This is a genomic window from Thalassotalea sp. PLHSN55 (assembly GCF_052030545.1).
GTDB lineage: Bacteria > Pseudomonadota > Gammaproteobacteria > Enterobacterales > Alteromonadaceae > CANMXU01.
The window spans coordinates 439,664-465,987 of sequence record NZ_JBPDIH010000001.1 but is presented as its reverse complement, the minus strand read 5'-3'; the positions used below and the strand labels follow the sequence as shown (position 1 = coordinate 465,987).

The window sequence follows — 26,324 nt, the reverse complement described above, 5'->3', positions numbered from 1 at the left end:
GACTTACTAGGGGTATTTTGCAGTAGAATAGCCGACAGTTTTATATTCATAAAGACTGAATAATTGTTCAATTATTCAGATAAACAATTGATAGGGGATAAAACATTATGGCTGATTCAAAAGCCTCTCTTAGCATTGATGGTGAAGTAGTTGCAGACTTACCCATTTTAACAGGCACCGCTGGCAACGACGTAATTGACATCCGCACTTTAGGTAGCAAAGGCTACTTTACTTATGACCCAGGCTTTCTAGCGACAGCTTCTTGTGAGTCATCAATTACTTACATCGATGGGGGCAAAGGTGTTTTACAACATCGTGGTTACCCTATTGATAGCCTTGCAAAAAAAGCTGATTACTTAGAAGTTTGTTATATTTTACTTAACGGCAATGCACCAACAAAAGCCGAGTACGACGACTTCAAAAGCATCATTACCAACCACACAATGGTACATGAAAAGCTAGTACATTTTTTCCACGGTTTCTTACCTGACGCGCATCCTATGGCGATGCTATGTGGTGTTGTAGGTGCCTTGTCATCGTTCTATCACAGCGACTTAGATATTGACGATCCAGCACAGCGTAAACGCAGTGCACACCGCTTAATTGCTAAGATGCCAACCATCGCAGCAATGGCTTATAAATACAGCATGGGTCAACCATTTGTTTACCCTCGTAACGACCTTAGCTATGCAGAAAACTTCATTCACATGATGTTCTCTGTTCCTGCCGAAGAATACAAAGTAAGCCCAGTAGTTGCTAACGCAATGGACCGTATTTTCACGCTTCACGCAGATCACGAGCAAAACGCTTCAACGTCAACTGTGCGTTTAGCCGGCTCTTCTGGTGCTAACCCATACGCATGTATTGCAGCGGGTGTAGCGTCTTTATGGGGACCTGCTCACGGTGGTGCTAACGAAGCATGTTTAACCATGCTAGAAGAGATTGGTAGCCTAGATCGCGTAGACGAATATGTTGCTAAAGCGAAAGACAAAAATGACTCTTTCCGCTTGATGGGCTTTGGTCATCGCGTATACAAAAACTTCGACCCACGTGCCACGGTAATGCGTGAAACTTGTCACGAAGTACTTAACGAATTAGGTATTCAAGATCCACTACTAGACGTAGCTATGGCGCTAGAGAAAGTAGCACTTGAAGACCCTTATTTCATTGAGAAGAAGCTTTATCCTAACGTTGATTTCTACTCAGGAATCATCTTAAAAGCCATTGGTATTCCGACCAGCATGTTCACCGTGATTTTTGCTATGTCTCGTACGGTTGGATGGATTGCTCACTGGGATGAAATGTTAGGTCAACCAGGCCAGAAAATCGGCCGTCCTCGTCAAAAATATACTGGCGAATTAGACCGTGATTTCGTACCGTTGAAAGACAGATAATGAACTTAATTTAGGTACTTTCAATACACCTAAATAGGCGTTTATCAACAAAAGGTAGCTTAATTAGCTACCTTTTTTTTGCGCCAAAATTGCGCATTTTGAGTAAAGATTATCGGTAAAATTTGCGATTTAACTTGTAAAAAATCCTGTTTTTTTGACCGAAAACCCTCTCAGTTTGATCTGAATTTTTAGAGAAATTAGATAAAAAGCTCTAAAAAAACGGCCAAAAAAGCCGCTTTTAGTATTTATTAAATAAATACACACCATTCACACAAGAAATAAAAAAGATGTATTTTGAATGAAAAAATGGCTAAAATTTGTTAAAAAAATAACCAAATTAACAAAAAAATTTCAGCTATAAAAATAAAATTAAGATAAAAATGAATTAAAAATTAAACAGCCACTAATAAAGGTTATGTTTAAAACACGCTAACACTGCCGTTTTTCGTATTAAAATTAAGCGATAGCTTGCCAATAAAAAGATAATATTAAGTTCAGCGAATCATGTTTATTAGCTCAGAAAGGCGCTAGCAACCCCTTGCAAATACTCACATTATGTAAGAGAGACGATAATAAAACTCTCATTTGGTTATTCAAAACGCTATCGTCCAATGCCACCAGAGCAAACAAATTTGGTTTAAATACTAGAAACCTTTCACAGCCGTATTCAATTCATGGCGTTTTAAACTAAAAATAGCGGCAAATTTATCGCGATTTAAGCACGCGAACTATAAAATGTTTTAATAATTACTATCGATAAAATAAATACTACAAATCGTTAAAAACAGTAACTTTGGGCGAATAAACTCATCTTTACACTAATTTTTATAAAATTAGCTTGTTATAATATCGCCAATTTTTCCTATTACATTTTCAATATATGTCTGATTATCAACTTCGATTTGGTGGTATTGCTCGCCTTTATGGTACTAAAGGTGCCCATGCCTTAGAACAAGCGCATGTTTGTGTGATTGGTATTGGTGGGGTTGGCTCTTGGGTTGCCGAAGCATTCGCTCGTAGCGGCTTAGGGCAAATCACTTTAATAGATCTCGACGATATTTGCACTACGAATATTAATCGTCAGATACACGCCCTTTCAACAACCGTTGGCGAAAGTAAAGTCGAGGTTATGGCAGAGCGTATTTTGGCGATTAACCCTGATTGTCAGGTTAACCAAGTAGAAGATTTTGTCACTGAAGATAATCTCGCGCAATTACTCACCAAAGAGTTTGATTATGTTGTTGATGCGATTGATTCAGTGCGGGTAAAGTCAGCAATTATTGCTCATTGCAAACGCAATAAATTGCCGATGATCACCGTAGGCGGCGCAGGTGGACAAACAGATCCAACTAAAATTAGTATTTGCGATTTAAGCCAAACTTACCAAGATCCTTTACTTGCAAAAGTAAGAAACCAGCTCAGACGAGACTTTAATTTTTCACGCAATGTTAAGCGCAAGTTCTCGATTGACGCCGTATTTTCTACTGAGCAACTGGTTTACCCAGACAACGACGGCAATGTATGCCATGCAAAACAATCAAATGACGGCGCTATGCGCTTAGACTGTAGCGGTGGCTTTGGCGCGGCAACGCATGTAACAGCAAGCTTTGCCTTTTTTGCCGTCGGTAAGGCGATCGAAAAAATATTGCGTAAAAAGTTAGCCGCCTAATCAGGGGATTTGTTAACGAGTGTTTTAATTCTCGCCACGATTGCTTTAAGCCCGTTACCTCTTGATGGGCTTAAATGCTGCAATAAACCTAATCGCTTAAAATAGCTCTCTAGGTCAAATTCATTAATTTGTTCAGCCGTTTTGCCACTTAGCGCAGTTAGCACAATCATCAGTAAGCCGCGAATCACTTTGGCATCGCTGTCAGCGCTAAAAATAAAACAACCGTTATCTTGTTGCTCGAAGCTGAGCCAAGCCAAACTTTCACAGCCATGAATTAAGGTAGACTCCCCTCGTAACGATTTATCCATTCGATTAAGCGCTTTGCCTAATAGCATAATTTCACGATGGCGTTGATCCCAGCCTTTACTTTTTTCAAAGCGACTAATTATTTCATCAGTGGTTAATACTGATGGATTTTCTGGTGGCGATGTTTTAGCAGCAACCGTAACTTTCTCTGATGAAGCACTGCTATCAATAATTTCATTTAGACAGGTAATTAAAAAATCGACTTCTGCACGCGTATTGTAAGCTGCAAGCGATACACGCAAGCATCCACCGATATTCAAATAAGTCATTAACGGCATCGCACAATGATGACCACTACGAATAGCAATACCATAACTGTCAAGTGCCGCAGCGATATCATGGTTATGATGACCATCGATAGTGAACGACAACAACGGCACATCAGGTTCGCCTTCGCAAATGAATCGCACCCCTAACACGCGCTGTAATTTCAGATAACAATATCGTGTTAGTGTCTGCTCGTACGCCAACATAGCTATAGCGTCTTGCTGAGATAAAAATGTTAACGCTGCGCCAAAAGCGATCACTCCGGCAATATTAGGCGTGCCCGGTTCAAACTTAAACGGGATTTGGTTATAGTGAGTTTGCTCGAAACTCACTTGTTTTATCATTTCGCCGCCTCCTTGATAAACCGGCATGGCTTCAAGCAGTGCTTTTTTACCATAAAGTACACCAACGCCTGTTGGCCCAAACATCTTATGCGCTGAAAAGACATAAAAATCACAATCTAACTGTTCAACATTAACCGCCTGGTGAGCAACAGCTTGTGCGCCATCAATAACCGTAATTGCACCGGCTTTTTTAGCTTGCGCAATAATGGTCTTTACAGGATTAATTTTGCCAATAACATTAGAAATATGCGCCACACTGACGACACGCGTTTTACTGCTGATTAAACGCTCGAGCGCAGATACATCAATTTCACCGGTTTGTGTTAACGGCAGCACTTTAATGCAAGCACCAGTTTGCTCTGCAACAATTTGCCACGGCACAATATTGGCGTGATGTTCACTTTGGCTTAATAAAATTTCATCGCCCGCTTTAAGGTTTGCTCGCCCCCAAGTTTGGGCAATGAGGTTAATGCTTTCCGTTGTACCTTTTGTCCATATCACCTGCTCAAGACAAGATGCATGAATATACTTTTGCACCTGCTCTCGCACTGCTTCATATGCCGATGTAGATTTTGCACTTATAGCGTGTGACGCCCGATGAACATTTGAATTAAGCGCTTGATAATAATTCTGATAAGCGTCGATAACTGTCTGGGGTTTTTGACTAGTCGCTGCATTGTCAAAATACACTAAATCAGCATTATTTACCTGAGTTTTGAGTAACGGAAATTGCGCGCGAAATGCTGTTTTTTCGAAGGTATGCATGACAGGTTATTGACAAATAAGAGGAAAAATTTAGGGAGCATTATACATCAAATTAATGCATAATATTAGCGAATAAAATTTGTAATAAAAATGTTAAATTTAAAGCGTATAATGCCTAAATGGACTATAACTAAATAAGTGGAATAATAAGGTACGTCGTATGTCACTATTTTCATGGTTTGCTCAAAAGTCTGATCTCAGTACAAGTAAAAACAGCCCTGAAACCATTCAAAAAGAGTTAACTGCATTTAACAATACATCAATGTGGCCAGTAGCTAAAGCAAGACCAAATACCGTTGTAAAACAACATATTTTTGTTAATGAAATGAATCACAAACACTCACATCAGGAAGTGACCAAGCTACAGAAAAAAACTGTTTAAAGGGCTACACACTTTCAAAAAATAGATAAAAGCACAAAGAAGCAATTAAATTAAAAACCTCCTATTTTAACTCGTTCTTGGCGGCTTTTATCTATTTCTTTCATACTCGCTCTATTTAACCATTTAACTGCCTGCCCTTTATCCCCCAACTTAAATTTTGCTAAGGCAATATTGTATTCAAAACTTGGCATCGCAAACCGACCATTTAAGTGATCTAGCAAGCGCTGATAACTTGATGGGAATGGTGTTTCGAAGCTCTGCATAAATGTACGTCCCTTTGTGGGTTTATAAGCAAAAGTTTTCGATAAGCTGCAACTGTCGGCATTAAAAACGCCAATTTCATTTTCATTTTCATGTGTTTCTGGAGTACCCAACTGCCAACCTGTTTTATGCGCGGTTAAAATCGGCGTTGAAGATTTAATTTGCTCAGCCCATGGAAGCTTAGTTAATATAAGGCGACGAGCGTCTGCACGTCGGCCTTGATAAAATGAGTCTAAAACGACAATATTATTGGCAAATGGTTCTGTTTGAATTGATGCACATGCTTGATGCTGGGCACTTAGGGGATATTCATCGATAAACCCCAACCAATGTGACAGTTCATGTGCCAATACAAGCTCGTTATCTTGCTGGTCAATATACATAATGCCAAAATGCACATTGGCGCCACCTTCTGGCAGCATGATACCTATATACCGACTATCAATATTATCTGCCCATCGTTGCCAATAACTTTCATCACATTCAATCGCTAATGTTTTCGACTGACCCGCCCGCTTTTTACAATTAAGCTCGGGCAAAGGTACATAGCGCGGTGTTTCAAAACAGAAGTATGTCGATAATTGATGCTTTGAAAATTTAGATAATAACTGCTCAAGCCGTTGTAAATCAGCGAGGTTCGTTGCGTAAAATTGCACACTATTGTGACATTGCGTCGAGGCAGAATTTGTCTTGTTTGCCAAAAGCTGATGAGGTTGATGTTTCGCATCAAATAAACCTCGTTGTATGAGTAACTCAAAAACGCCATAGTCAGCAAGCTGTTTTAGCATAGGCAAATGGTCAGTTTGCTCTATTGGCTTTAATAGCTGGGCAAGCGATGCTAATTGTCCTAAGTGCAGCGCTGTTTGGATACGTAAACTATCCGTTTCTTTATTATGGTTAATCTTATCTAATAGTTGCTTGGCTTGTTCAAAGCGTTTTTCTGTAAAATGTAATTTAGCCAATGCGAAATAGGCAGGTTGGTAGTTAAGGTTAATCGCATGACGGTACCAAAACTGTGCTCTCTCGAGGTGTTGTTGCTCTGAAAAATAATTGGCGAGCAAGTAGGCTTGTTCCCCCTGAGTGTTTGCCAATAGTTGACTATATTTTTGCCAAAGTTCAGAGCCGTAGCTAAGCTGATTTACATGATATTGATAAGCGCTCGGAAGCTTTAGCTCGGTCGCCAAATCAAGTTCAGCTGATGTGGCCTGATTATTATCCAGCTTTATCGTTAATGCTCTGCTTAAAAAAAATGAGCTCGACGATAGTGACACCGTCAAGCTCATTATAATTAATATGAATGTTAGCTGCTTATACATCGAGTTATGCTATTTTCACAATCATCAATAAGCTAAGTTGGCTAACTAATTTTGTGGCTGCGCGTTCACACGAGATTGAAAGTCTGCTCGCATCAGCTCTAATTCCAGCTTTGCATAACGATGCTCAACAAATTCATAGACATTGGTGCTCATCGATAATTTAAAGAAGTTTGCTGCGGCATTCATTTGTCCGGCAAATTGGTTATATTTACCTAAATAAAAATAAGCCTCACACAAGCGTTCCGTCAACTCTTGACTTGACTGCACGCCCCTTGGAACTTGACGCAAAAATTGATTTTGCTCGACATCACCTAAGAATAAATCAATGATATCTTTTGCCCAGTTATTATCACTCACTAATTGCGCACGCTTAGTTAAATTTTGCAGTGCTTTTACTGCATCGACATCGCGTTCAGCTAAATATAGCCATAATACGCGATACGGGTCGTTATCTTGTTTACCATAAAAGTAATCTAAATCTTCAACCGCTAATTCAGCTCGACCACCATAATACAGCGCCACGCCACGGTTTAAATAGGCATAGTCGTGCTCTGGTGCTAATTCGATTGTTGAGTCAAAGGCATCATAGGCTTGCGGAAATTCTTGAAGCTGGGTGTAGTGAATACCAATAAAGTTATAAGCGTCAACTAAGTCAGGTTTTAAACGCAACGCCAAGTTAAAGTCTAAACGAGCGAGTGAACGTAAACCGACACTGTCGTATATTACACCGCGATCATAATAAAGCTGTGCTTTTTGCACATCAGTAATTTCTGCGCGTGAAATCACTTCAGATAGACGAGCAATTGCTACTTCGCTTTTATAATTAATCGGTAAAGGCTCTGCAATAATTAACTGGCCAACTGAGCTACTGTCATTGTTTTGGCCAACAGACGAACACGCTTGTATTAGCGTAACTAAAAAAAGGAAAACTAACTTAATATAAAATTTCACAAAAATTATTGCCTTAGAGAATTCGTTTTTTCGATTATATAAAAAAGGGAGCTAGTTAGCTCCCTTTTTATGTGACAAGTTGTTAGAGAATAAGCAATTAAACTTATCTCGTTACCCGTTTATTTAATTATTCAGCGTCTGGCTTAGCTTCAGCTTCTGCAGCTGGCTTTTCCATTGCTTCTTTAATACTTAAACGAACACGGCCTTGACGGTCAACTTCTAGTACTTTAACCGTTACTTCTTGACCTTCAGATAATACGTCAGTTACTGCATTTACACGCTCTTCAGAGATTTGTGAAATGTGAACTAAACCGTCTTTACCTGGTAATACGTTAACAAACGCACCAAAGTCTACGATACGTACAACTTTACCTTGGTAAATAGTACCTACTTCAATTTCAGCCGTTAATGCAGTAATACGTGCGATAGCATCTTTTGCTTGCTCGCCGTCAGTCGCTGCAATTTTAACGGTACCATCGTCTTCAATTTCAATAGTCGTACCGGTTTCTTCAGTAAGTTGACGAATAGTTGCGCCACCTTTACCGATGATGTCACGAATTTTATCTTGAGAAACTTTCATGGTATGAATGCGAGGAGCAAATTGTGAAATCTCTTCACGAGCGCCACCAATAGCTTCATCCATTACTGATAAAATGTGAGTACGAGCAGCACGTGCTTGGTTTAACGCGATTTGCATGATCTCTTGTGTGATACCTTCAATCTTGATATCCATTTGTAGTGCAGTAATACCTTCAGTAGTACCGGCTACTTTAAAGTCCATGTCACCTAAGTGATCTTCATCACCTAGAATGTCAGAAAGAACAACAAAATCGTCGCCTTCTTTAACTAGACCCATGGCAATACCAGCAACAGAAGACTTAATTGGAACACCTGCATCCATAAGTGCTAATGATGTACCACAAACTGACGCCATAGAAGATGAACCATTTGATTCAGTAATTTCTGAAACAACTCGAACCGCGTAAGGGAATTCTTCAACTGAAGGCATAACCGCTAACATACCGCGCTTAGCTAAACGACCATGGCCGATTTCACGACGCTTAGGAGAACCAACAAAGCCAGTTTCACCAACACAGTATGGAGGGAAGTTATAATGAAGCATGAAATTATCAGTCTTCTCGCCCATGATAGTATCAAGACGTTGAGCATCACGTTGTGTGCCTAACGTTGCTGTTACTAACGCTTGTGTTTCGCCACGAGTAAATACAGCACTACCGTGAGTACGTGGTAACACACCAGTCATTACGTCTAGTGCACGGATCATTTCAGGATCACGACCGTCAATACGAGGAGAACCTTGTGTGATACGACCACGAACAACTGTTTTTTCTAAATCGTGGAATAAATCTTTTGCTTCTTGAACATTAAGCTCTTCATCTTGAGCTAATAATTGCTCGACAACAGCGTTGCGAATTTCAGCAATTTTTTCATAACGAACAGCTTTTTCAGTAATTTGGTAAGCTTCGTTTACTTGTGCTTCAGATAGTTCAGCAATTTTAGCGACTAGGTCAGCATTTTTAACTGGTGCTTCCCATTCCCATTTCGGGTTATTAACTTCAGCAGCCATTTCTTTGATTGCTGTGATAGCTGTTTGCATTTGCTCATGACCATAAACAACCGCACCTAGCATCACTTCTTCAGATAATACGTCAGCTTCTGATTCAACCATTAATACTGCAGAGTCAGTACCTGATACAACTAAGTCTAGTTGAGAGCTTTCTAACTCAGATTGTAATGGGTTAAGAATATATTTACCGTCGTTGTAACCAACACGTGCAGCGCCAACAGGACCACTAAATGGCATACCTGAAATCGCTAATGCTGCAGATGTACCTAATAAAGAAATAATATCAGGGGCAATTTCAGGGTTAGCTGAAACAACTGTAATGATCACTTGAACTTCGTTAGTAAACCCTTCTGGGAATAATGGACGAATTGGACGGTCAATTAAGCGCGCAATTAATGTTTCTTCTTCTGAAGGACGACCTTCACGCTTGAAGAAACCACCTGGGATTTTACCTGCAGCGTAAGTACGCTCTTGGTAGTTTACCGTTAATGGGAAAAAGTCTTGACCTTCTTTTGCTTCTTTTTTACCAACAACTGAAACTAATACCGAAGTATCGTCCATGCTTGCCATAACAGCACAAGTTGCTTGACGAGCGATTGCGCCCGTTTCTAAAGTTACGGTATGTTGACCGAACTCAAAGGTTTTAGTAACCGGATTGAACATAAAGTAGTTCCTTAAATATTTTAGATTTTAATCAATCTGTACAATTATTTATTCACTTAAAACCAGCAAAAATCATGTATTAAGTTGAACAAAAAATTATACAGTTTGATTGATTAGTTAAATTACAAACACTACAAAATTTCGCCTTATAACCATAAGAACAAAATTTTGCAGGCACATTATACTAACAAACCGTTTATTTACTAGCGCCAAAGCAACTTTGTTGAAATATTTTTCTTAACTCTATTTCATTGCTTATTAAAGGAACATAAATACTAGCGGTTGTTGATCTTTGCGGTAGATATTTTGTCTCTATTGTTATTAGTCATGAATTCTTGACAAAGTACGATGAAATTTTGATATCGACATTAGGCACTCTCCTTGCCACCTATGTTATGCTCTGCTTCATCTTTAACAACGTAGTTACAATTGCGATAATAATAATGAAAAAGCAATATCAAAACTTTACTGAGTTTTATCCTTTTTATTTAAGCGAGCATAACAACAAAACCTGTCGACGTTTGCACTTTGTCGGCTCATTACTCATTGTCATGCTTTGCTGCTATGTGCTGCTTTCACATCACGTCCAGTTGCTATGGGCAGTCCCCCTTATAGGTTATGGGTTTGCGTGGTTTGGTCACTTTGTTTTTGAAAAAAACAGACCGGCAACTTTCCAATACCCCTTGTATAGTTTACTTGGTGACTGGGTGATGTTTAAAGATATGCTCATAGGAAAAATTAAATTCTAACACGCGTTTAATTCGCATTTTTACCATACTGTTTGAGAGTATTAGTCAATATTCTAAATAGTCACTGGCCAACAGCTAACCCCGTGACGAATTAAAAAGCGATATTGTAATCAAGCACCATTAAAATCTTGCCAAACGTAACGACTTGCAACCTTAACGTAAAAGTAGCTCACTTAAATTGCATTGCATAAATACTATTGCTATAACGCAATTAATGAATAGAAATGACAAATAACTGAATAAGTATGAAAAATATAATTAATCAATCGCCACGTAATTTTCTGATGTTTTTATTGCCCTCGTTATTGGGTTTATTCCTTTTTATGACGCCGGTTGAATATCAAGGCAACATGACCATTCCTGTCGCAATATTAGCTAAGGAATTACAAAATCAATTCAGTCAATACTTAACACTCGTAGTAACACTCGTTGTGGTAACTACCGGTGTTTTTTCGCTTATTGCTAAAACAGTAAAGCCTAAGTGGCTAATAAATAACGCGCTATTAAATCAATTATTCAATGTTTCACTTCCTTGGCTTATTGTGCGCATCCTTGGCGCGGCATTTTGTTTACTGACTTATTTAAAGGTTGGCAACGAACTTATTATTAGTGGCGATACTGGCGGCTTAATTTTAAACGATTTATTACCGGTGCTTATTTCGGTATTTCTCTTTGCTGGCTTGTTATTACCGCTACTATTGAACTTTGGATTGCTTGAATTAGTTGGCACGTTATTAACCAAAATAATGCGTCCTATTTTCAAGCTACCGGGCCGAGCAGCAATTGATTGTACAACGTCTTGGTTAGGCGATGGCACTGTTGGTGTAATGCTAACAAGTAAACAGTTTGAGCAAAAAATATATACGCAACGAGAAGCGGCTATTGTAGGCACGACTTTTTCAGCAGTATCAATTACCTTTTCCATGGTAGTGATCTCTCAAGTAAAACTTGAACATTTATTCATTCCCTTTTACATCGCCGTTTGTTTAGCTGGCTTTGTTGCAGCATTAATTATTCCAAGGCTACCACCACTTAACCGCAAAAAAGACTTACTTATTGACGGCACTAAACGTGATCAAAATGACGAAGTTATTCCACAAGGAAAAAACTCGTTTAATTATGGTGTTGAACTCGCCGTTGAGAAGGCAGCAAAAATAACCAGTTTATCAAAAGAGCTCAAACACGGTATTCATACTGCACTGGATATGATTTTTGGCGTATTGCCTGTGGTTATGGGCATAGGCACAATCGCGCTAATTTTGGCAGAGCATACATCACTCTTTAGCTTGTTAGGTGCGCCATTTATTCCTTATTTAGAATTGTTGGCGATTCCTGAAGCGGCTAAAGCCTCTGAAACTATGGTAGTGGGGTTTGCTGATATGTTTATTCCATCGATTTTAGCGGCCTCTATTGAAAGCGACATCACCCGTTTTGTCATCGCTGCAATGTCAGTAACGCAATTAATTTACATGTCTGAAGTTGGCGCATTGTTATTAGGCAGTAAAATTCCGGTCAATATTGGTGAGCTTTTCATTATTTTTATTTTAAGAACCTTAATCACTTTACCGGTTATTGCGGGTGTTGCGCATTTAATCTTTTAACCCTAATAAATGTGTTAAAGTTAGCAATCATTAAAAAAGGAGCTAGATGAAATTCTAGCTCCTTTTTATTTCAAGTTAACACATGGCTGCGTTAACGTTTATCACAACCAATCACTTAAAAAGTGAATTCCGCGCCGGCATAATAATAAGCACCATTAAAACCAAACGGCGCTGAACGTCTTGAGTAAGTAAACACACCTGGGCTACTGACAATCACGTTACCGTCAGCATCAACAATAGTACCAGTACGAGAATTACCTATTTCGTTTTTATCGGGCATCACATCAAACAAATTATTTGCGCCAATATTAAACGATAAATTATCGTTTAGCTGATACTTAACACGTAAATCCGTTAAAACTTCAGCGCCATAGGTTTGGCGGCCACCATCGGTTATCGTATATTCACCATAGCGATTAAAGGCTAAGTTAACGGTGAAATCACCCGTTTGATATAAGCCACTTAAGCTCATGCGATCTTGCGGTTGCCATTCTTCTATAATCGAAATATCTTGCTCTGAGAAAATAATACTTGGGTCAATATCGCCTAAGCCACTATCTTGAGGTGCAAATAAATCAACAACATCCGTTTCAGTAAAGTTCGCGGCAAAAGTTAAATCAAGATCGCCATTAAGCACTTCAGTATTCCAGGTGGCAATAATATCAACCCCTTTGGTTTCAGTATCAGCACCATTTAAGAAAAACTGTCCCGCGCCCGCACCTGCAGCTTTTAGCGCGGCATCAAGTGCCGTAGAAAGGCCATCACCTAATTTATTACTAATAACAATGCGATCATCAATATCTATGGTGTAAAAGTCGATAGTGACATTAATATCATCAGCGGGTTTTATCACAGCGCCAATGCTGAAGTTGGTTGACTCTTCTTCTTTCAGTTCAGGAATGCCAATCGCTTGTGCTAAGGTACTGTCATTTCTAAAAGTACCTATTTGCACAGCAATTTGATCCCCCGTAGGATCGTCAGGGTTAGTGACAAATTGCGTACTAATATTATTAAAATACAGTTGTTGCATTGAAGGTGCTCTAAAACCTGTGCTCATTGCACCGCGTAAAGCAAAATCGTCAGTAATTGACCAGTTCGCTGCGAGTTTAAAATTGGTACTGTCACCAAAACCTTCGTAATCATCATAACGCACTGCACCGCTAACGATTAGATCTTCAGTTAACTCAGTTTCGGCATCAAGGTAAAACGAAATCACATCGCGGGTTTCATCAACTTCAGACACTGGGCCAATACCGCCAAAGCCTTGCGAACCAGCACTGCGATCATCAACATATAAACTTTCGCCATCAACGGTGTCGTAATCACGGTATGAATATTCTTCACCAGGGGTTACTTTATATTCATCAGTTCGAATTTCAGCGCCCATCGCAAAAGAGAAATTATCAAACTCTTTAGTGTAATCTAAGTTCAACGTTTGCAGGGCAAGTTCAAGACCATAGGCATAGGCTTCTCTTGGAATAGTGCTTCGAATTTCATCTGCGGTTAAACCAGAACCACCGTAACGAAGGTCATTAGCAAACGAAGAGTTAATGGTATCGCTCGTGGTATAATCTATGGTATTTGAGCCATAGGTGTAGGATAAATCGAGTGATGAATCATTTGAGAATTCAACTTGGTAACCGACATTGTAAGAAACATCACGAATGTCTGAGTTAATTTTAGGTAAAAAACCTTCAGGGATGGTGGCATCGCCATCTTGTAACTGAGCATTGCCGCCCGAGTTATTGTTATGACGAAAGAAGGCTGCCGATTGATTATCGCGTTTCGAATAGGTAATGAAACTATATAACTCACCATCTCCTAATTCATAACCGGCATTAATGGTTAAGGCTACCTGCTTAGAGTCAGCATCACCAATTCTAAAGGTAGTGCGTGGCGCAGTTGCTTCACGAGGATCACCTAAAAGCATGTCGCCATTGGCAAGTTCAGTACAACCAGAAAACTGACAAGAACCATGTAAGCCAGCTCGGTTAGTTGGGCTACGATCACGAATATTTAAGGTGGTATTTAAATACCCCTCTTCCCCAAGGGCAAAGCCTTTTGAAATATCAAGGTTTGTGGTTTCGCCATCACCTTCTGAGTATTCCCCGTAAGAAAGTGCCACTTTGCCGTCTTCATCGTCATCATTTAACACAATGTTGATAACTCCTGCGATCGCATCTGAGCCATACTGCGCAGCAGCGCCATCTCGCAATACCTCTATGCGTTTAATGGCTGCAGCCGGAATGGCATTCATATCTGTGCCGGCAGTACCGCGGCCAACCGAAGTATTAATATGAATTAAGCTGGCTTGGTGGCGACGTTTACCGTTAATCAAAACCAAAGTTTGATCAGGCCCTAAGCCACGTAATGTCGCTGGACGAAGTGCATCGGTGCCATCACTGATCGCTGAGGTAGAAAAGTTAAAAGAAGGCGCAATAGCTTGTAACATCCTCCCTACTTCCGTTTGCCCGGTATTTGCTAGGGCTTCTGCCGATAAAATATCAACAGGTACGGGTAAATCATCTGCCGAGCGGCCAGCAACACGGCTGCCAACAATAGAGATTTTTTCGATACTTTCTTCACTCGCAGCAGGTGTTTCTTGTGCCAAAGCCGTTTGACTGGCGGTGCCTACTAAAAGTGGAATTAAGGTCGCTAACGCTGTTTTTTTATTGTTCATTGTTATAGTTCCATCATGTTTTTGGGGTTGAATGCCCAAATGGCCTGACTCGTGTACTACAACGCTTAAACCAGTAACGGCTAATAATTTTTTTAATCCTGATTCTGCTGAATAATGCCCTTTAAGTTCATTGGCCTGAAATTGCTTCACCTCACCAAATGAAAATAAAATGGTTTGATTGGCTTGTTGACCAAACGCAATTAAGGCTTTATCAGCTCGCTGTTTTTTTATGTCAAAATAAATAACCTCGTTAGCACTTACCTGCATACTTATTGAACTGGCTATACACAACAGCCAAAATCGATAAACGCTAAGTTTTTGTACTAACAGTGCCTCTATTTCGAACAAATGTCGCCATCTGTGCAATATCAATAAACAGCTCAGAATTAAAAATCCTCTATTATTTTTTTGTATGAACGACATTAAAGAATCGTTGGCGATAATTCAAACAATTCTTTTTTAATAATTACTTGGAAATAAAGGAAAAGATAGAAATGATTCTTGAAGACTAAAAATTGGAAACCTTAGCCTTGAATAAGTTTTGATAGGGTAATTTGTTTATTGCCTGTACCACTTCTTTGAATACTGACATCAAAATCGTACTGTAATGACAGTAACAAACCTTCGATATCGCCGGCTTTAAAATAGCCTGATATTTTTAATTGTGCCAGTTCAGCGCTGTCGATGTGAAAATGGGTATCGTTATATCGGCTAATTTCACTTAAAGCATCGGCTAAGGTTTCATTATCAAAAATGAGCATGCCTGAACGCCAAGCTAAATCTCGGCCTAGCTCGTCAGCATTAATCTTTTCAACAACTTTTGATTTGTTATCCTCAATAACCGCTTTCTCGCCTGAGGTCACCAATACGCCGTTAACCGCTATTGGCGTATCATCATATAACTGACTGATATTGTCTGGTGATAAAGAAAGTTCATTGATTAAAACTTTCCCTTCAGTGACTAACAACTCGATAGCTTGTTCACTATTTTTTTGAATATTAAATACCGTACCTAAAGCGGTAAAAGACTTATCGCCAACATTGACCACAAAAGGCCGCGACTTATCTTTGGCGACATCAAAATTAGCTTCACCTTTGACCAGTTCTAAAAATCGTTTTTGCTCAGTATAACTGACCATGACAACGCTATTTGTATTTAGCTGTAGAGTTGAACCATCAGGTAGAGAAAACGATTGTTGCTGCCCAAGCGGAGTTTGGTAAGTTTGAGCGAATGAAATACTCTTATTGCTGATAATAGACGAAGGGCCAAATTCAAATACTAGCGCTGCAAATAGCACCGAAACAAACATAATACTGGCCGCAATCGGCCAAGCGCGCCAAAAGGAAACAGGTTGAGATGCAGTCTTTGTTTTAGATAATGGAAACAAACATTTTAATTCTTCAAGAACCGTTAGATCATCCCACAAAGATGCCATTTTCATTAACGCTTGGTAGTGCGCTGCGCTTTCTTCAACCCACGCGGTTAAGTCAAGCTGTTCAGACGTAGTTAAGCCTCGATCAATTTTACTTACCCAAAGGCTCGCTTGCTCGAGAATCTCGTCTTTACTGTGAAATTGAGTCACCTTAGCCATCAATCATCAACTCAATCGAATATTTTCATTATTTAACATTACGCTGTTTTGCCCTTCCTTTTATTACGTCAGCCTTTTTATGACCATCATCTTGGTCAAATTGTTCCATAAATTTTAATGTGCCCAACAACCCTTTAGCGACATGTTTTTCGACGGTACTTTCGCTTAACGATAGATACTCAGCAATTTCTTTTTGACTAAGGCCATAAACCTTTTTCAGAATAAAGCATTTCTTCACTGAGCCTGACAATGCATCCGTTGCCCGACAAAACAGTAAAAATCGTTCTTTGCTTTCATACTCTTGATCAAAACTGTTGCTACTTAATTCGACAGGTAGCTGGTCAAAATCCTCTATCGAGTCATTAAATTTATTGTCCCATTTATTAACATGATTAATGGCTAAATGCTTCGCGGTTTTAAGCATATAAGTACGTATATACTTAATTTCTTTTTTTAAATCAGCTTGGTAGCTTTTAACAAAGGTTTCTTGAACAATATCTTCGATGTCTTCTTTATGAGCAATGCGGCTGATATATTTTTTTAAATTAGTACTATAACTTACAAAAATTTCCGTGAAGCTTTTCTTATCCATGTGAAGCCACTCTCGTTCCAGTGAAGAACCTCAGTCTAAGCGGCGCATAAAAAAAAGACAATAAAAAAGGAGCCCATTGGCTCCTTTCTCTGCAAAAGTTAAATCTTGTCTTAGCGACGTAGACCTAATTTAGCGATTAGCGCAGTGTAACGCTCGCCGTTTTTGCCTTTTAAGTAATCAAGTAACTTACGACGTTGACTAACCATGCGTAATAAACCACGACGTGAATGGTGATCATGGATGTGCTCTTTGAAGTGACCTTGTAAGTGGTTGATTTGTGTAGTTAACAAAGCAACTTGAACTTCTGGAGAACCAGTATCACCTTCTTTTTGAGCGTATTCTGCAACGATTGCAGCTTTTTCTGAAGCATTTAAAGACATTGTAAATCCTTAGTGTGTTATGTACCCGAAGGTATCTATTAATATCTCACCAGCCAAACACTAATTCAGCGTGGTGACAAAAGAGCGCGTATTCTATCAGCCATCATCAAGAAAGCAAGTAAAATAGCGCGTTAAGCGAATATTCGTTTAATTTTCTTTTACGGTAATGCGTTTGGGTGCCACTAAACCATCATCGTCAATTTGACCAACGCCGATAAACTCACCTGTTTCGACATTATCACCGATATAAACTTGTACTACGCCATCAGCCGGTGCGCCGCTGCATTGCACGGGATTACCATGACGTAAGAAGTTTGCTGACATATCGTCAACCGTTACCGCAGGCATGCCTGCAACCGCTGTATTCATCGGCAATAATAATGGGTCTAATAAGGTCGAAGGAGAAACATCGTCAGCATTGGCTTGTTCAAGTAATGTTTCAAGTTGCTCCATTGTGACCATTTTATCACGCGGGTATGAACCAACGGATATTCGACGAAGCATAGATACATGCGCACCACAGCCTAATAGTTCACCTAAATCATCAACGATAGTACGAATATAGGTGCCTTTAGAGACATGAATTTCCATGTCAACTTCATCGCCCTCAAAGCGTAAAACGTCAAGCTTAAATACCGTAATTTCGCGTGATTCACGTGGTACTTCAATGCCTTCACGCGCATATTTATACAAAGGTTGCCCTTGATACTTTAATGCGGAATACATGGAAGGTACTTGCTCTGTGGTACCGCGAAAAGTGTCGACGGCTTCAAATAACTGTTTATCTGAAACGTCTACTGGCTTTTCACTTACCACTTCGCCATCAGCATCACTGGTGGTTGTACGTACACCTAATTTTGCAGTAACAATATAAGTTTTATCGGTATCTAATAAGAACTGAGAAAACTTAGTGCCTTCACCTAAACATATCGGCAACATACCTGTAGCTAGTGGGTCAAGTGCACCGGTGTGCCCGGCTTTTTGTGCAAAATAAATGCGCTTAACTTTTTGCAAGGCATTGTTTGAAGACATTTCATACGGTTTGTCTAACAAAAGTACCCCATTGATTGGGCGACCTTTTCTTCGCTTAGCCATGGATTACTTGTCCTCGCTTTGCTCATCACTTTCTGGCGCTTCGTCCATTAAGTGTTTATCACTGGCAACCGCTTGGTCAACTAAATGGCCCATACGAACACCTTCTGCCATCGACTTGTCATAAACAAAACGTAAGTGCGGCATTATGCGTGCGCGTAATTTTTTCGCTAACAATGAACGAATAAAACCTGCCGCTTCATTTAATACTTCAACAGAGCTGTTAATTTCACTCTCATCTTCGGTAAAGAAAGTAACAAACACTTTTGCGTAAGCTAAATCACGGGTCACTTCTACCGCTGAAACTGTGGTCATACTTAAACGTGGATCTTTAACTTCACGCATTAAAATAACGGCAATTTCTTTTTGAATTTGTTGACCTACTCGGTCAGTACGAGCGTATTCTCTCGCCATCATGTACTCCTAAAGCAATGAGTTAACAACATTGCTTCTTTAAAAATAGTTAACGCAAAAGGGGCATAAGCCCCTTTTGTATAAAACTTCAAATGACTGTTGTTTTATATTAAAGATAGTTTCGTTTAGAGCAAAGATGGTGCACGGAGTTGACGCGAGTCAATGAGTACACCAGATGCCGCTATTAACGAAAATAGCAAAATATAAAATTACAGTGAGCGTTTAACTTCTACTGTTTCAAACACTTCGATTTGGTCGCCGACACGTACATCGTTGTAGTTCTTAACACCGATACCACACTCAGTACCGTTACGAACTTCTTGTACATCGTCTTTAAAGCGACGTAGTGATTCAAGCTCACCTTCGTAAATTACAACGTTTTCACGTAATACACGAATTGGCGCGCTACGCTTGATAATACCTTCAGTAACCATACAACCGGCGATAGCACCAATTTTTGGTGACTTAAATACGTCACGTACTTCAGCAAGACCAATAATTTCTTGTTTAAATTCTGGTGCAAGCATACCGCTCATGGCAGATTTAACTTCGTCAATCAATGCGTAAATTACGCTATAGTAACGTAAGTCAACACCTTCAGACTCAATGACTTTACGCGCAGCCGCATCGGCACGAACGTTAAAGCCAACCACAATTGCGTTAGAAGCAGCTGCTAATGTTGCATCAGTTTCGGTAATACCACCAACACCTGAACCAATGATTTTCACTTTAACTTCATCAGTTGAAAGCTTCACTAATGAATCAGAAATTGCTTCTAGTGAACCTTGTACGTCAGACTTAAGTACCACGTTAACTTCAGAAACATCACCTTCAGCCATGTTAGCAAACATGTTTTCAAGTTTAGATTTTTGTTGACGCGCAAGTTTCACATCGCGGAACTTACCTTGACGATATAAAGCCACTTCACGTGCTTTTTTCTCGTTTTTAACAACAGTTGCTTCGTCACCTGATTGAGGAACGCCGCTTAAACCTAAAATTTCTACTGGAATTGAAGGGCCTGCTGATTCAATTGGCTTACCGTTTTCATCGCGCATTGCACGAACACGGCCATATTCAAGACCACATAAAACGATATCACCTTGATTAAGTGTACCTTCTTGAACAAGTACAGTAGCAACTGGGCCACGACCTTTATCCAATTTAGACTCAACAACCACACCGTTCGCCATTTTATCAACAACGGCGGTTAGCTCTAATACTTCTGATTGAAGTAATACTGAGTCTAATAATTCATCGATACCTAAACCAGTTTTGGCTGATACGTGACAGAATTGCACATCTCCGCCCCAATCTTCTGGAATAACATCGTGCTGAGAAAGCTCAGTTTTAACACGATCTGGATCAGCAGTTTCTTTATCCATTTTGTTTACAGCGATGATAATTGGCACCTCAGATGCTTTCGCATGCTGAATCGCTTCAATGGTTTGTGGCATAACGCCATCATCAGCAGCAACAACGATAATGACGATATCAGTCGCTTTTGCACCACGAGAACGCATTGCGGTAAACGCGGCGTGACCTGGAGTATCTAAGAAAGTGATCATGCCATGACCCGTTTCTACGTGATATGCACCAATGTGCTGGGTAATACCACCTGCTTCGCCGTCAGCTACTTTTGCTTCACGAATGTGGTCAAGTAGTGATGTTTTACCATGGTCAACGTGACCCATAATAGTGACAACTGGAGCACGCGTGATTTCTTCACCTGAGTGACCACGATCAGAAAGTACCGCTTCTTCAAGGGCATTTTCTTTTACTAGTATCACTTCACGGCCCATTTCTTCAGCGACAAGTGCCGCCGTTTCTTGGTCAATGACTTGGTTAATGGTTGCCATCGCGCCCATTTTGAACATCACTTTAACAACTTCAGCGCCTTTAACAGACATTTTGTTAGCAAGTTCAGCCACAGAAATGGTTTCACCGATGCGCACTTCGCTTAGCTTAGTTTCAACAGGCTTTTGGAAACCATGTTTTAAACTTTGAGGAGCTGATAATGTTTGCTTACCTTTGCCTTTACTTTTGCCACCACGAGCATTTTTATCTTGCGCTGTTTTTTTCTTGCGACGACGACGTCCACCTTCGTCAGCACTGTCAATTTTGTCTTCAGCTTCTTGTGCATATTTAGAAGAAGTTAAATGTACGACTTCTTTTTCTTTCGCTTTACGCTCAGCTTCTTGTGCTTTCCAGCGCGCTTCATTTTCTTCAGCTAGCTTTCTTGCCGCTTCTGCAGCAGCTTTTGCTTCTGCTTCAATTTTAGCTTGAGCTTCAGCTTCTTGTTGTTGACGAAGTTTTTTAGCTTCTTCACTTTCTTCAGCTTTAACTGGCGCTTGCGTTACACCTTCTTCGATACTTTTCGCTTTTTCAATTGCAGCTTGTTTCGCTTTTGCTTCAGCTTCCGCTTTGGCTTTGGCTTTGGCCTCAGCTTCGGCTTCCGCTTTCGCTGCAGCTAAGGCGCGAAGGTTTTCTTCTTCTTTCGCTTGTGCTTCTGCCGCAATACGTGCTTCTTCTTCAGCTTTAGCTTGTGCTTCTGCCGCGGCTTTCGCCTCTGCTTCTGCTTGTTGCTGATCTTCTAATTCACTACGTTTTACGTAAGTACGTTTCTTGCGTACTTCAACTTGTACTGATTTAGCTTTGCTACCGTGACCTAAAACTAATGTCGATTTTTTCTTACGACTTAGTGTCATTTTGCTCGGTTGCGCTGTTGAATCGTCACCATGTTGCTTTTTCAAATGCTCTAACAAGGCTTCTTTTTCTTCTTGCGACACAGAATCCGTTGCCGATTTTTTCACGCCTGTGTCAGCCAATTGGCTCACTAAACGATCTACCGGTGTTCCGATTTCTTTGGCAAGTTGTTCTACTGTTACTTCTGCCATCTAATATTTTCTCCCGGCTTATTTATTCTTCGTTAAACCAACAAATGTTACGAGCAGCCATAATTAACTCACCCGCTTTGGTTTCATCTAATTCTTCAATATCGGCAATTTCATCAACGCCTTGTTCAGCTAAGTCTTCAAGGGTGATAACACCGCGACTTGCTAATACAAATGCAAGGTGACGATCTAAGCCTTCTAAAGCAAGTAGGTCTTCAGCTGGCTCTGCGCCTTCTAAAGTTTCTTCACTTGCTAATGCTGCCGTCGTTAATGCTTCTTTTGCACGATTACGTAATTCTTCAACAATATCTTCGTCCATGCCGTCAATTTCAAGCATTTCAGCAACAGGTACGTAAGCTATTTCTTCTAGTGACGTAAAACCTTCTTCGCAAAGTAGCGTAGCAAAGTCTTCATCTAGATCTAATTTTTCAGTGAAAAGCGTTAATACTTTATCGTTCTCAGCTTGGTGCTTTTCATTCATATCAGCAACAGTCATCACGTTTAATTCCCAACCAGTTAACTGGCTAGCTAAACGAATGTTTTGACCACTACGACCAATGGCCATTGCAAGGTTGTCTTCTTCAACCGCAATGTCCATGGTGTTTTTGTCTTCATCAACAATGATTGATGCAACTTCGGCTGGCGCCATCGCATTAATCACGTACTGTGCTGGGTTGTCATCGTATAACACGATATCAACACGTTCGCCACCAAGTTCACCAGAAACCGCTTGAACACGTGAACCACGCATACCCACACATGCACCAACTGGGTCGATACGTTTGTCGTTACTTTTCACAGAAATTTTAGCGCGAGAACCTGGATCACGAGCAGCGCCCTTAATCTCTAACATTTCTTCGCCAATTTCTGGTACTTCAACGCGGAAAAGTTCGATCAACATTTCTGGTTTAGTACGGCTTACAAATAATTGTGCGCCACGAGCTTCTGGTTTAATTTCATATAATAAACCACGAATACGATCACCTGGGCGAAAAACTTCGCGAGGTAACATATCGTCACGATATACGATCGCTTCTGCATTGTTACCTAGGTCTAAAATTACATTTTCACGGGTCGCCTTTTTAACAACACCGGTAATAATTTCGCCAACTTGCTCTTGATACGCATCAACAACTAATGCACGTTCAGCTTCGCGAATTTTCTGTACAATAACTTGCTTGGCCGTTTGTGTTGTTACACGGTCAAAAGTTACTGATTCAATTTGCTCTTCAATATAGTCGCCAGCTTTTAATTCTGCATCGTCATATTGCGCAGCTTCTAGACTGATTTCTGCGTATTGGTTTTCCATTGGTTGCTCTGATTCGTCAACCACTAACCAGCGACGGAATGTATCAAAATCACCACTACGACGATCAATGCTTACGCGAACGCAAATATCGCCTTCATACTTTTTCTTGGTCGCCGTTTCTAAAGCGGTTTCCATCGCTTCAAAAATGCTCTCTCGAGGAAGTGCTTTTTCATTCGAAACAGCATCAACAACTAGTAATATTTCCTTACTCATGCTACTTAGCCTTTATTAATCTTATTTATCAAAATTATGAACAAGGTTTGCCTTGTCTATATTGCTGAATACCAATTCAAATTCTTGGTTATCAAGCGTTACTATCAGTGTGTCGTTCTCAATGGCTTCTAAAATGCCTTTGAATTTTCTACGTCCATTTAATGGGATTGATAATTTCACATTAATGGTTTCACCAATGACCGCTTGAAACTGAGGTAAATCGAACAAAGGACGGTCGAGCCCTGGTGAAGAAACTTCTAAATTATATTCGCTACTAATTGGGTCTTCGACATCCAAAATAGCGCCTACTTGACGGCTAACTTCTGCGCAGTCGTCAACATCTATACCATTTTCATGATCTATAAATAAACGTAAAACTGACTGATTACCGGCACTGATAAACTCAACGCCTAATAATTCTTTACCTACTTCTTCAACAGCAGGTCTTAACATTTCTGCCAATTTTTGCTCAAATTTAGCCAATCATATTCTCCAATTAGAAACATTTAGAAATAAAAAAAGGGCCTCAAGCCCAGCGAAATACTTATGCTGTTTTTTGTACCGCTAAATTGCATGTACAAAAAAGCCCCATCACTCGGGGCTTACATCACTGACCCCTTTGTGTAGATTCCTTTAAAAATATTTAATGGAATCAAATAACAAGAAGTGATATTTCAAAGTAATTTGCCCTTTGATATCAGTCAGTGTCTTCTTGCTATTATTAAGCTGTGCGAATTATATAGTTGCGCTATCAAAATCGCAACCACTTTAGTCGATTAGCACCCAACTTTACTCAACTTAAAACCAACCATTATAAAATGTGCTATAAAAAGAGAGACAAATGAGTGGAATTGATCAAGTTTTAAATAACTACTGTGTTAGTAATGTAATAATATTCATGTTATATATTACCCACATGTAATTAAATTAGTTATTCATTTTACTAGGGAAATTGATCGAGCAATGTATACGTTCTCACAGTTACTCATTAGAAATTTTTTATTAGGATTGCTGTTTTTAGCAATCATGTTTCTATCGACCTTTTTTTTACTTTCTCAATATTTAAATACCCTTCATAATCAACACCAACAAACTGTATCGTTATTGATAACAGAACAACAAAATGGTGAGTTTGACGGGCAAGCCTTTGGTAAAAAATTATTAGCCATTAATCCGTATTTGCAATTATCTATTTCTGACAACAACCAAGTATCATTGTTTAGTCATAACGGCAATAGCAAGACCACTGGGTTAAGCTTGGTTTCTCCAGAAAGTACCACGGTTAAAGTTGGTGAACCACAAGCAACAATAACCTTTCAACAAGACTTTTCTGTTGTCTTTGTTTTTGTTATTCAAGCGTTAGTCATTTTATCAGCACTTACCGCAGCATTTATATTCATCGCGGCTTGGTCGAGTGATAAACGAAATAAACGCTTATTTACCTTATTTAGTGATCAAATTAAAAATGAAATCTCATCGATTTTAAAACCAAACAAAGACGCAAACAGCGGTGATATTTTTGAAATTCCTGCATTAAAAGATGGTTTAAAAGAAATTCATGAATTAATTGAGCTAGAAAAAGAACATTCTAATTCATTAAAAGAACATGCTTATATCGACCCGCTAACACATTTAAATAATCGCAATCGCTTTATTCAATATTTCGAAGATACCATTAGCACTGACGCCAATTTTAGATGTGGTGTTTTGGTGATGACCCGTTGCTCTGAGCTGCAAACGATTAATCAAATTCATGGTTATACTGTGGGTGATCAATACATCACGGCCGTAGCTGATATGCTTAAATCGTCTATCGCTAATTATAAATCGGCTAAATTGTTTCGATTAAATAGTTCAGACTTTGCCGCCATTATTCCAAATGTGCGCTTAAAAGAAGCCGAAAATTACACCAAAGAAATCACCAACAAGTTTAACGACTATCAACAAGCGTCAGACCTCGACTCTGTTGCCTACAGTGGTTTAGTGTATTTTGAACAAGATAAGCCCTTGGGTGAGTTATTAGCCTTAGCCGATACCGGTATTAGCGTTGCACAAACTCAACATATTAACTCTTGGTATTCTCAAAAAGATAACGATATAGCAAGCAATACGGCTGCTAATTATGGCAACCAAAATTGGCGACAAGAAATTGAGAGTGTCATCGCGAATAAACGCGTGACTTTATTAGTTCAGCATATTCAGCCCAACAACCGTAATATGCGCGTTTATGGTGAAATTTTAGCGCGGTTCTTAAATACCAATGATGAAATGTTGCCAACCGCCTCGTTTATCGCCATGGCTGAAAAGCTCGATAAAATCGTAGAAGTTGATAAATTAATTATCGAAACCGCCATTACGGAAATCACCAATAAGAACCTTCAAGATCATAGTTTTGGTATTAATATCAGTTCACGTACCATTCACGACGAACAGTTTATCGTCTGGTTAGAGCGACGCTTGCTAAGAGAGCCTAATATTTCATCTCGATTGATCTTTGAGATCAGTGAATATGGCTTACAGCAAAATATTCGTGCCAGTAAACGTTTTATCGACATGATGCACCGCGTCGGCTCTCGAGTCACCGTCGAGCGTTTTGGTGTAGGTTTAACCTCGTTTAAATTTTTCAGGGAATTAAAACCTGATTTTATTAAAATGGACAGTACGTATACCCGCGATATTGACGATGATAAAAATAATCAGTACTTCTTACGTTTAATGGTTGATCTTGCTCATCGCCTGAGTATTAACGTATTAGCAGAAAGTGTTGAAAGCCAAGAAGAAAAGCATACCCTAGAAAAACTGTTTATTGACGGTTGCCAAGGCTTTTACATTGGCAAGCCCACTAAAATGTAAATCAAAGCATACAGAAAAACGCCGTAATATAACCTAGCGTATATTACGGCGT

The 26,324-nt window shown here is 39.6% G+C and carries 19 protein-coding genes; 6 read left to right on the top strand and 13 right to left on the bottom strand.

What is annotated here, in order from left to right; all coding sequences use genetic code 11:
• The first annotated feature begins 107 nt into the window (after nucleotides 1–107).
• Together ACRRSQ_RS02190 and tcdA are read left to right on the top strand one after the other, a co-directional pair.
• A complete protein-coding gene (locus ACRRSQ_RS02190; protein ID WP_440874051.1) occupies nucleotides 108–1,394 on the top strand; it encodes a citrate synthase in 1,287 nt (428 codons plus the stop codon).
• Between the two features lie 880 nt (nucleotides 1,395–2,274).
• On the top strand, nucleotides 2,275–3,063 hold the full coding sequence (gene tcdA / locus ACRRSQ_RS02185) for a tRNA cyclic N6-threonylcarbamoyladenosine(37) synthase TcdA (protein WP_440874050.1): 789 nt from the start codon (nucleotides 2,275–2,277) through the stop codon (nucleotides 3,061–3,063).
• Here tcdA and ACRRSQ_RS02180 read toward each other — a convergent pair.
• Nucleotides 3,060–4,745 (bottom strand): SufS family cysteine desulfurase, encoded by a 1,686-nt coding sequence (locus ACRRSQ_RS02180; protein ID WP_440874049.1) that lies wholly within the window; start codon nucleotides 4,743–4,745, stop codon nucleotides 3,060–3,062. The genes tcdA and ACRRSQ_RS02180 overlap by 4 nt on opposite strands.
• 160 nt (nucleotides 4,746–4,905) lie before the next feature.
• Between ACRRSQ_RS02180 and ACRRSQ_RS02175 the strand changes: the two genes are divergently transcribed.
• A complete protein-coding gene (locus ACRRSQ_RS02175) occupies nucleotides 4,906–5,127 on the top strand; it encodes a hypothetical protein (RefSeq protein WP_440874048.1) in 222 nt (73 codons plus the stop codon).
• 50 nt (nucleotides 5,128–5,177) lie between these two features.
• Here the strand turns inward: ACRRSQ_RS02175 and ACRRSQ_RS02170 are convergent, their stop codons facing one another.
• The 3 genes from ACRRSQ_RS02170 to pnp form a co-directional block, all read right to left on the bottom strand.
• Nucleotides 5,178–6,659 (bottom strand): tetratricopeptide repeat protein, encoded by a 1,482-nt coding sequence (locus ACRRSQ_RS02170; RefSeq protein ID WP_440874047.1) that lies wholly within the window; start codon nucleotides 6,657–6,659, stop codon nucleotides 5,178–5,180.
• 90 nt (nucleotides 6,660–6,749) lie between these two features.
• Nucleotides 6,750–7,655: a lipoprotein NlpI gene (nlpI, locus tag ACRRSQ_RS02165; RefSeq protein WP_440874046.1), complete on the bottom strand. Its 906-nt coding sequence runs from the start codon at nucleotides 7,653–7,655 to the stop codon at nucleotides 6,750–6,752.
• Between the two features lie 127 nt (nucleotides 7,656–7,782).
• Nucleotides 7,783–9,906 carry a polyribonucleotide nucleotidyltransferase gene (gene pnp, locus ACRRSQ_RS02160; RefSeq protein ID WP_440874045.1) on the bottom strand — a complete coding sequence of 708 codons (2,124 nt, stop codon included), beginning with the start codon at nucleotides 9,904–9,906 and terminating at the stop codon, nucleotides 7,783–7,785.
• 443 nt (nucleotides 9,907–10,349) lie between these two features.
• On the opposite strand from pnp, the gene ACRRSQ_RS02155 reads away from it, so the two are divergent.
• Nucleotides 10,350–10,655 (top strand): Mpo1-like protein, encoded by a 306-nt coding sequence (locus ACRRSQ_RS02155; RefSeq protein WP_440874044.1) that lies wholly within the window; start codon nucleotides 10,350–10,352, stop codon nucleotides 10,653–10,655.
• Nucleotides 10,656–10,900: 245 nt separating this feature from the next.
• A complete protein-coding gene (locus tag ACRRSQ_RS02150) occupies nucleotides 10,901–12,256 on the top strand; it encodes a YjiH family protein (protein ID WP_440874043.1) in 1,356 nt (451 codons plus the stop codon).
• 115 nt (nucleotides 12,257–12,371) lie between these two features.
• Here the strand turns inward: ACRRSQ_RS02150 and ACRRSQ_RS02145 are convergent, their stop codons facing one another.
• The 9 genes from ACRRSQ_RS02145 to rimP form a co-directional block, all read right to left on the bottom strand.
• A complete protein-coding gene (locus ACRRSQ_RS02145) occupies nucleotides 12,372–15,359 on the bottom strand; it encodes a TonB-dependent receptor domain-containing protein (protein WP_440874042.1) in 2,988 nt (995 codons plus the stop codon).
• 101 nt (nucleotides 15,360–15,460) lie between these two features.
• On the bottom strand, nucleotides 15,461–16,528 hold the full coding sequence (locus tag ACRRSQ_RS02140; RefSeq protein ID WP_440874041.1) for a FecR family protein: 1,068 nt from the start codon (nucleotides 16,526–16,528) through the stop codon (nucleotides 15,461–15,463).
• 28 nt (nucleotides 16,529–16,556) lie between these two features.
• A complete protein-coding gene (locus ACRRSQ_RS02135) occupies nucleotides 16,557–17,120 on the bottom strand; it encodes an RNA polymerase sigma factor (RefSeq protein WP_440874040.1) in 564 nt (187 codons plus the stop codon).
• Between the two features lie 110 nt (nucleotides 17,121–17,230).
• Nucleotides 17,231–17,500: a 30S ribosomal protein S15 gene (rpsO, locus tag ACRRSQ_RS02130; protein ID WP_440874039.1), complete on the bottom strand. Its 270-nt coding sequence runs from the start codon at nucleotides 17,498–17,500 to the stop codon at nucleotides 17,231–17,233.
• Between the two features lie 147 nt (nucleotides 17,501–17,647).
• A complete protein-coding gene (gene truB / locus ACRRSQ_RS02125) occupies nucleotides 17,648–18,595 on the bottom strand; it encodes a tRNA pseudouridine(55) synthase TruB (protein ID WP_440874038.1) in 948 nt (315 codons plus the stop codon).
• Between the two features lie 3 nt (nucleotides 18,596–18,598).
• The gene (rbfA, locus tag ACRRSQ_RS02120; RefSeq protein WP_440874037.1) at nucleotides 18,599–19,006 is read right to left on the bottom strand and encodes a 30S ribosome-binding factor RbfA; all 408 of its coding nucleotides are present in this window, start codon (nucleotides 19,004–19,006) and stop codon (nucleotides 18,599–18,601) included.
• 209 nt (nucleotides 19,007–19,215) lie between these two features.
• On the bottom strand, nucleotides 19,216–21,900 hold the full coding sequence (gene infB, locus ACRRSQ_RS02115; protein WP_440874036.1) for a translation initiation factor IF-2: 2,685 nt from the start codon (nucleotides 21,898–21,900) through the stop codon (nucleotides 19,216–19,218).
• A gap of 22 nt (nucleotides 21,901–21,922) precedes the next feature.
• Nucleotides 21,923–23,419, bottom strand: a complete 1,497-nt coding sequence (gene nusA / locus ACRRSQ_RS02110) for a transcription termination factor NusA (RefSeq protein WP_440874035.1) — start codon at nucleotides 23,417–23,419, stop codon at nucleotides 21,923–21,925.
• A gap of 21 nt (nucleotides 23,420–23,440) precedes the next feature.
• Nucleotides 23,441–23,902, bottom strand: a complete 462-nt coding sequence (gene rimP, locus ACRRSQ_RS02105) for a ribosome maturation factor RimP (protein WP_440874034.1) — start codon at nucleotides 23,900–23,902, stop codon at nucleotides 23,441–23,443.
• Between the two features lie 480 nt (nucleotides 23,903–24,382).
• Between rimP and ACRRSQ_RS02100 the strand changes: the two genes are divergently transcribed.
• Nucleotides 24,383–26,272, top strand: coding sequence for an EAL domain-containing protein (locus tag ACRRSQ_RS02100; RefSeq protein WP_440874033.1), 1,890 nt, complete (start codon nucleotides 24,383–24,385; stop codon nucleotides 26,270–26,272).
• Nucleotides 26,273–26,324 lie beyond the last annotated feature (52 nt).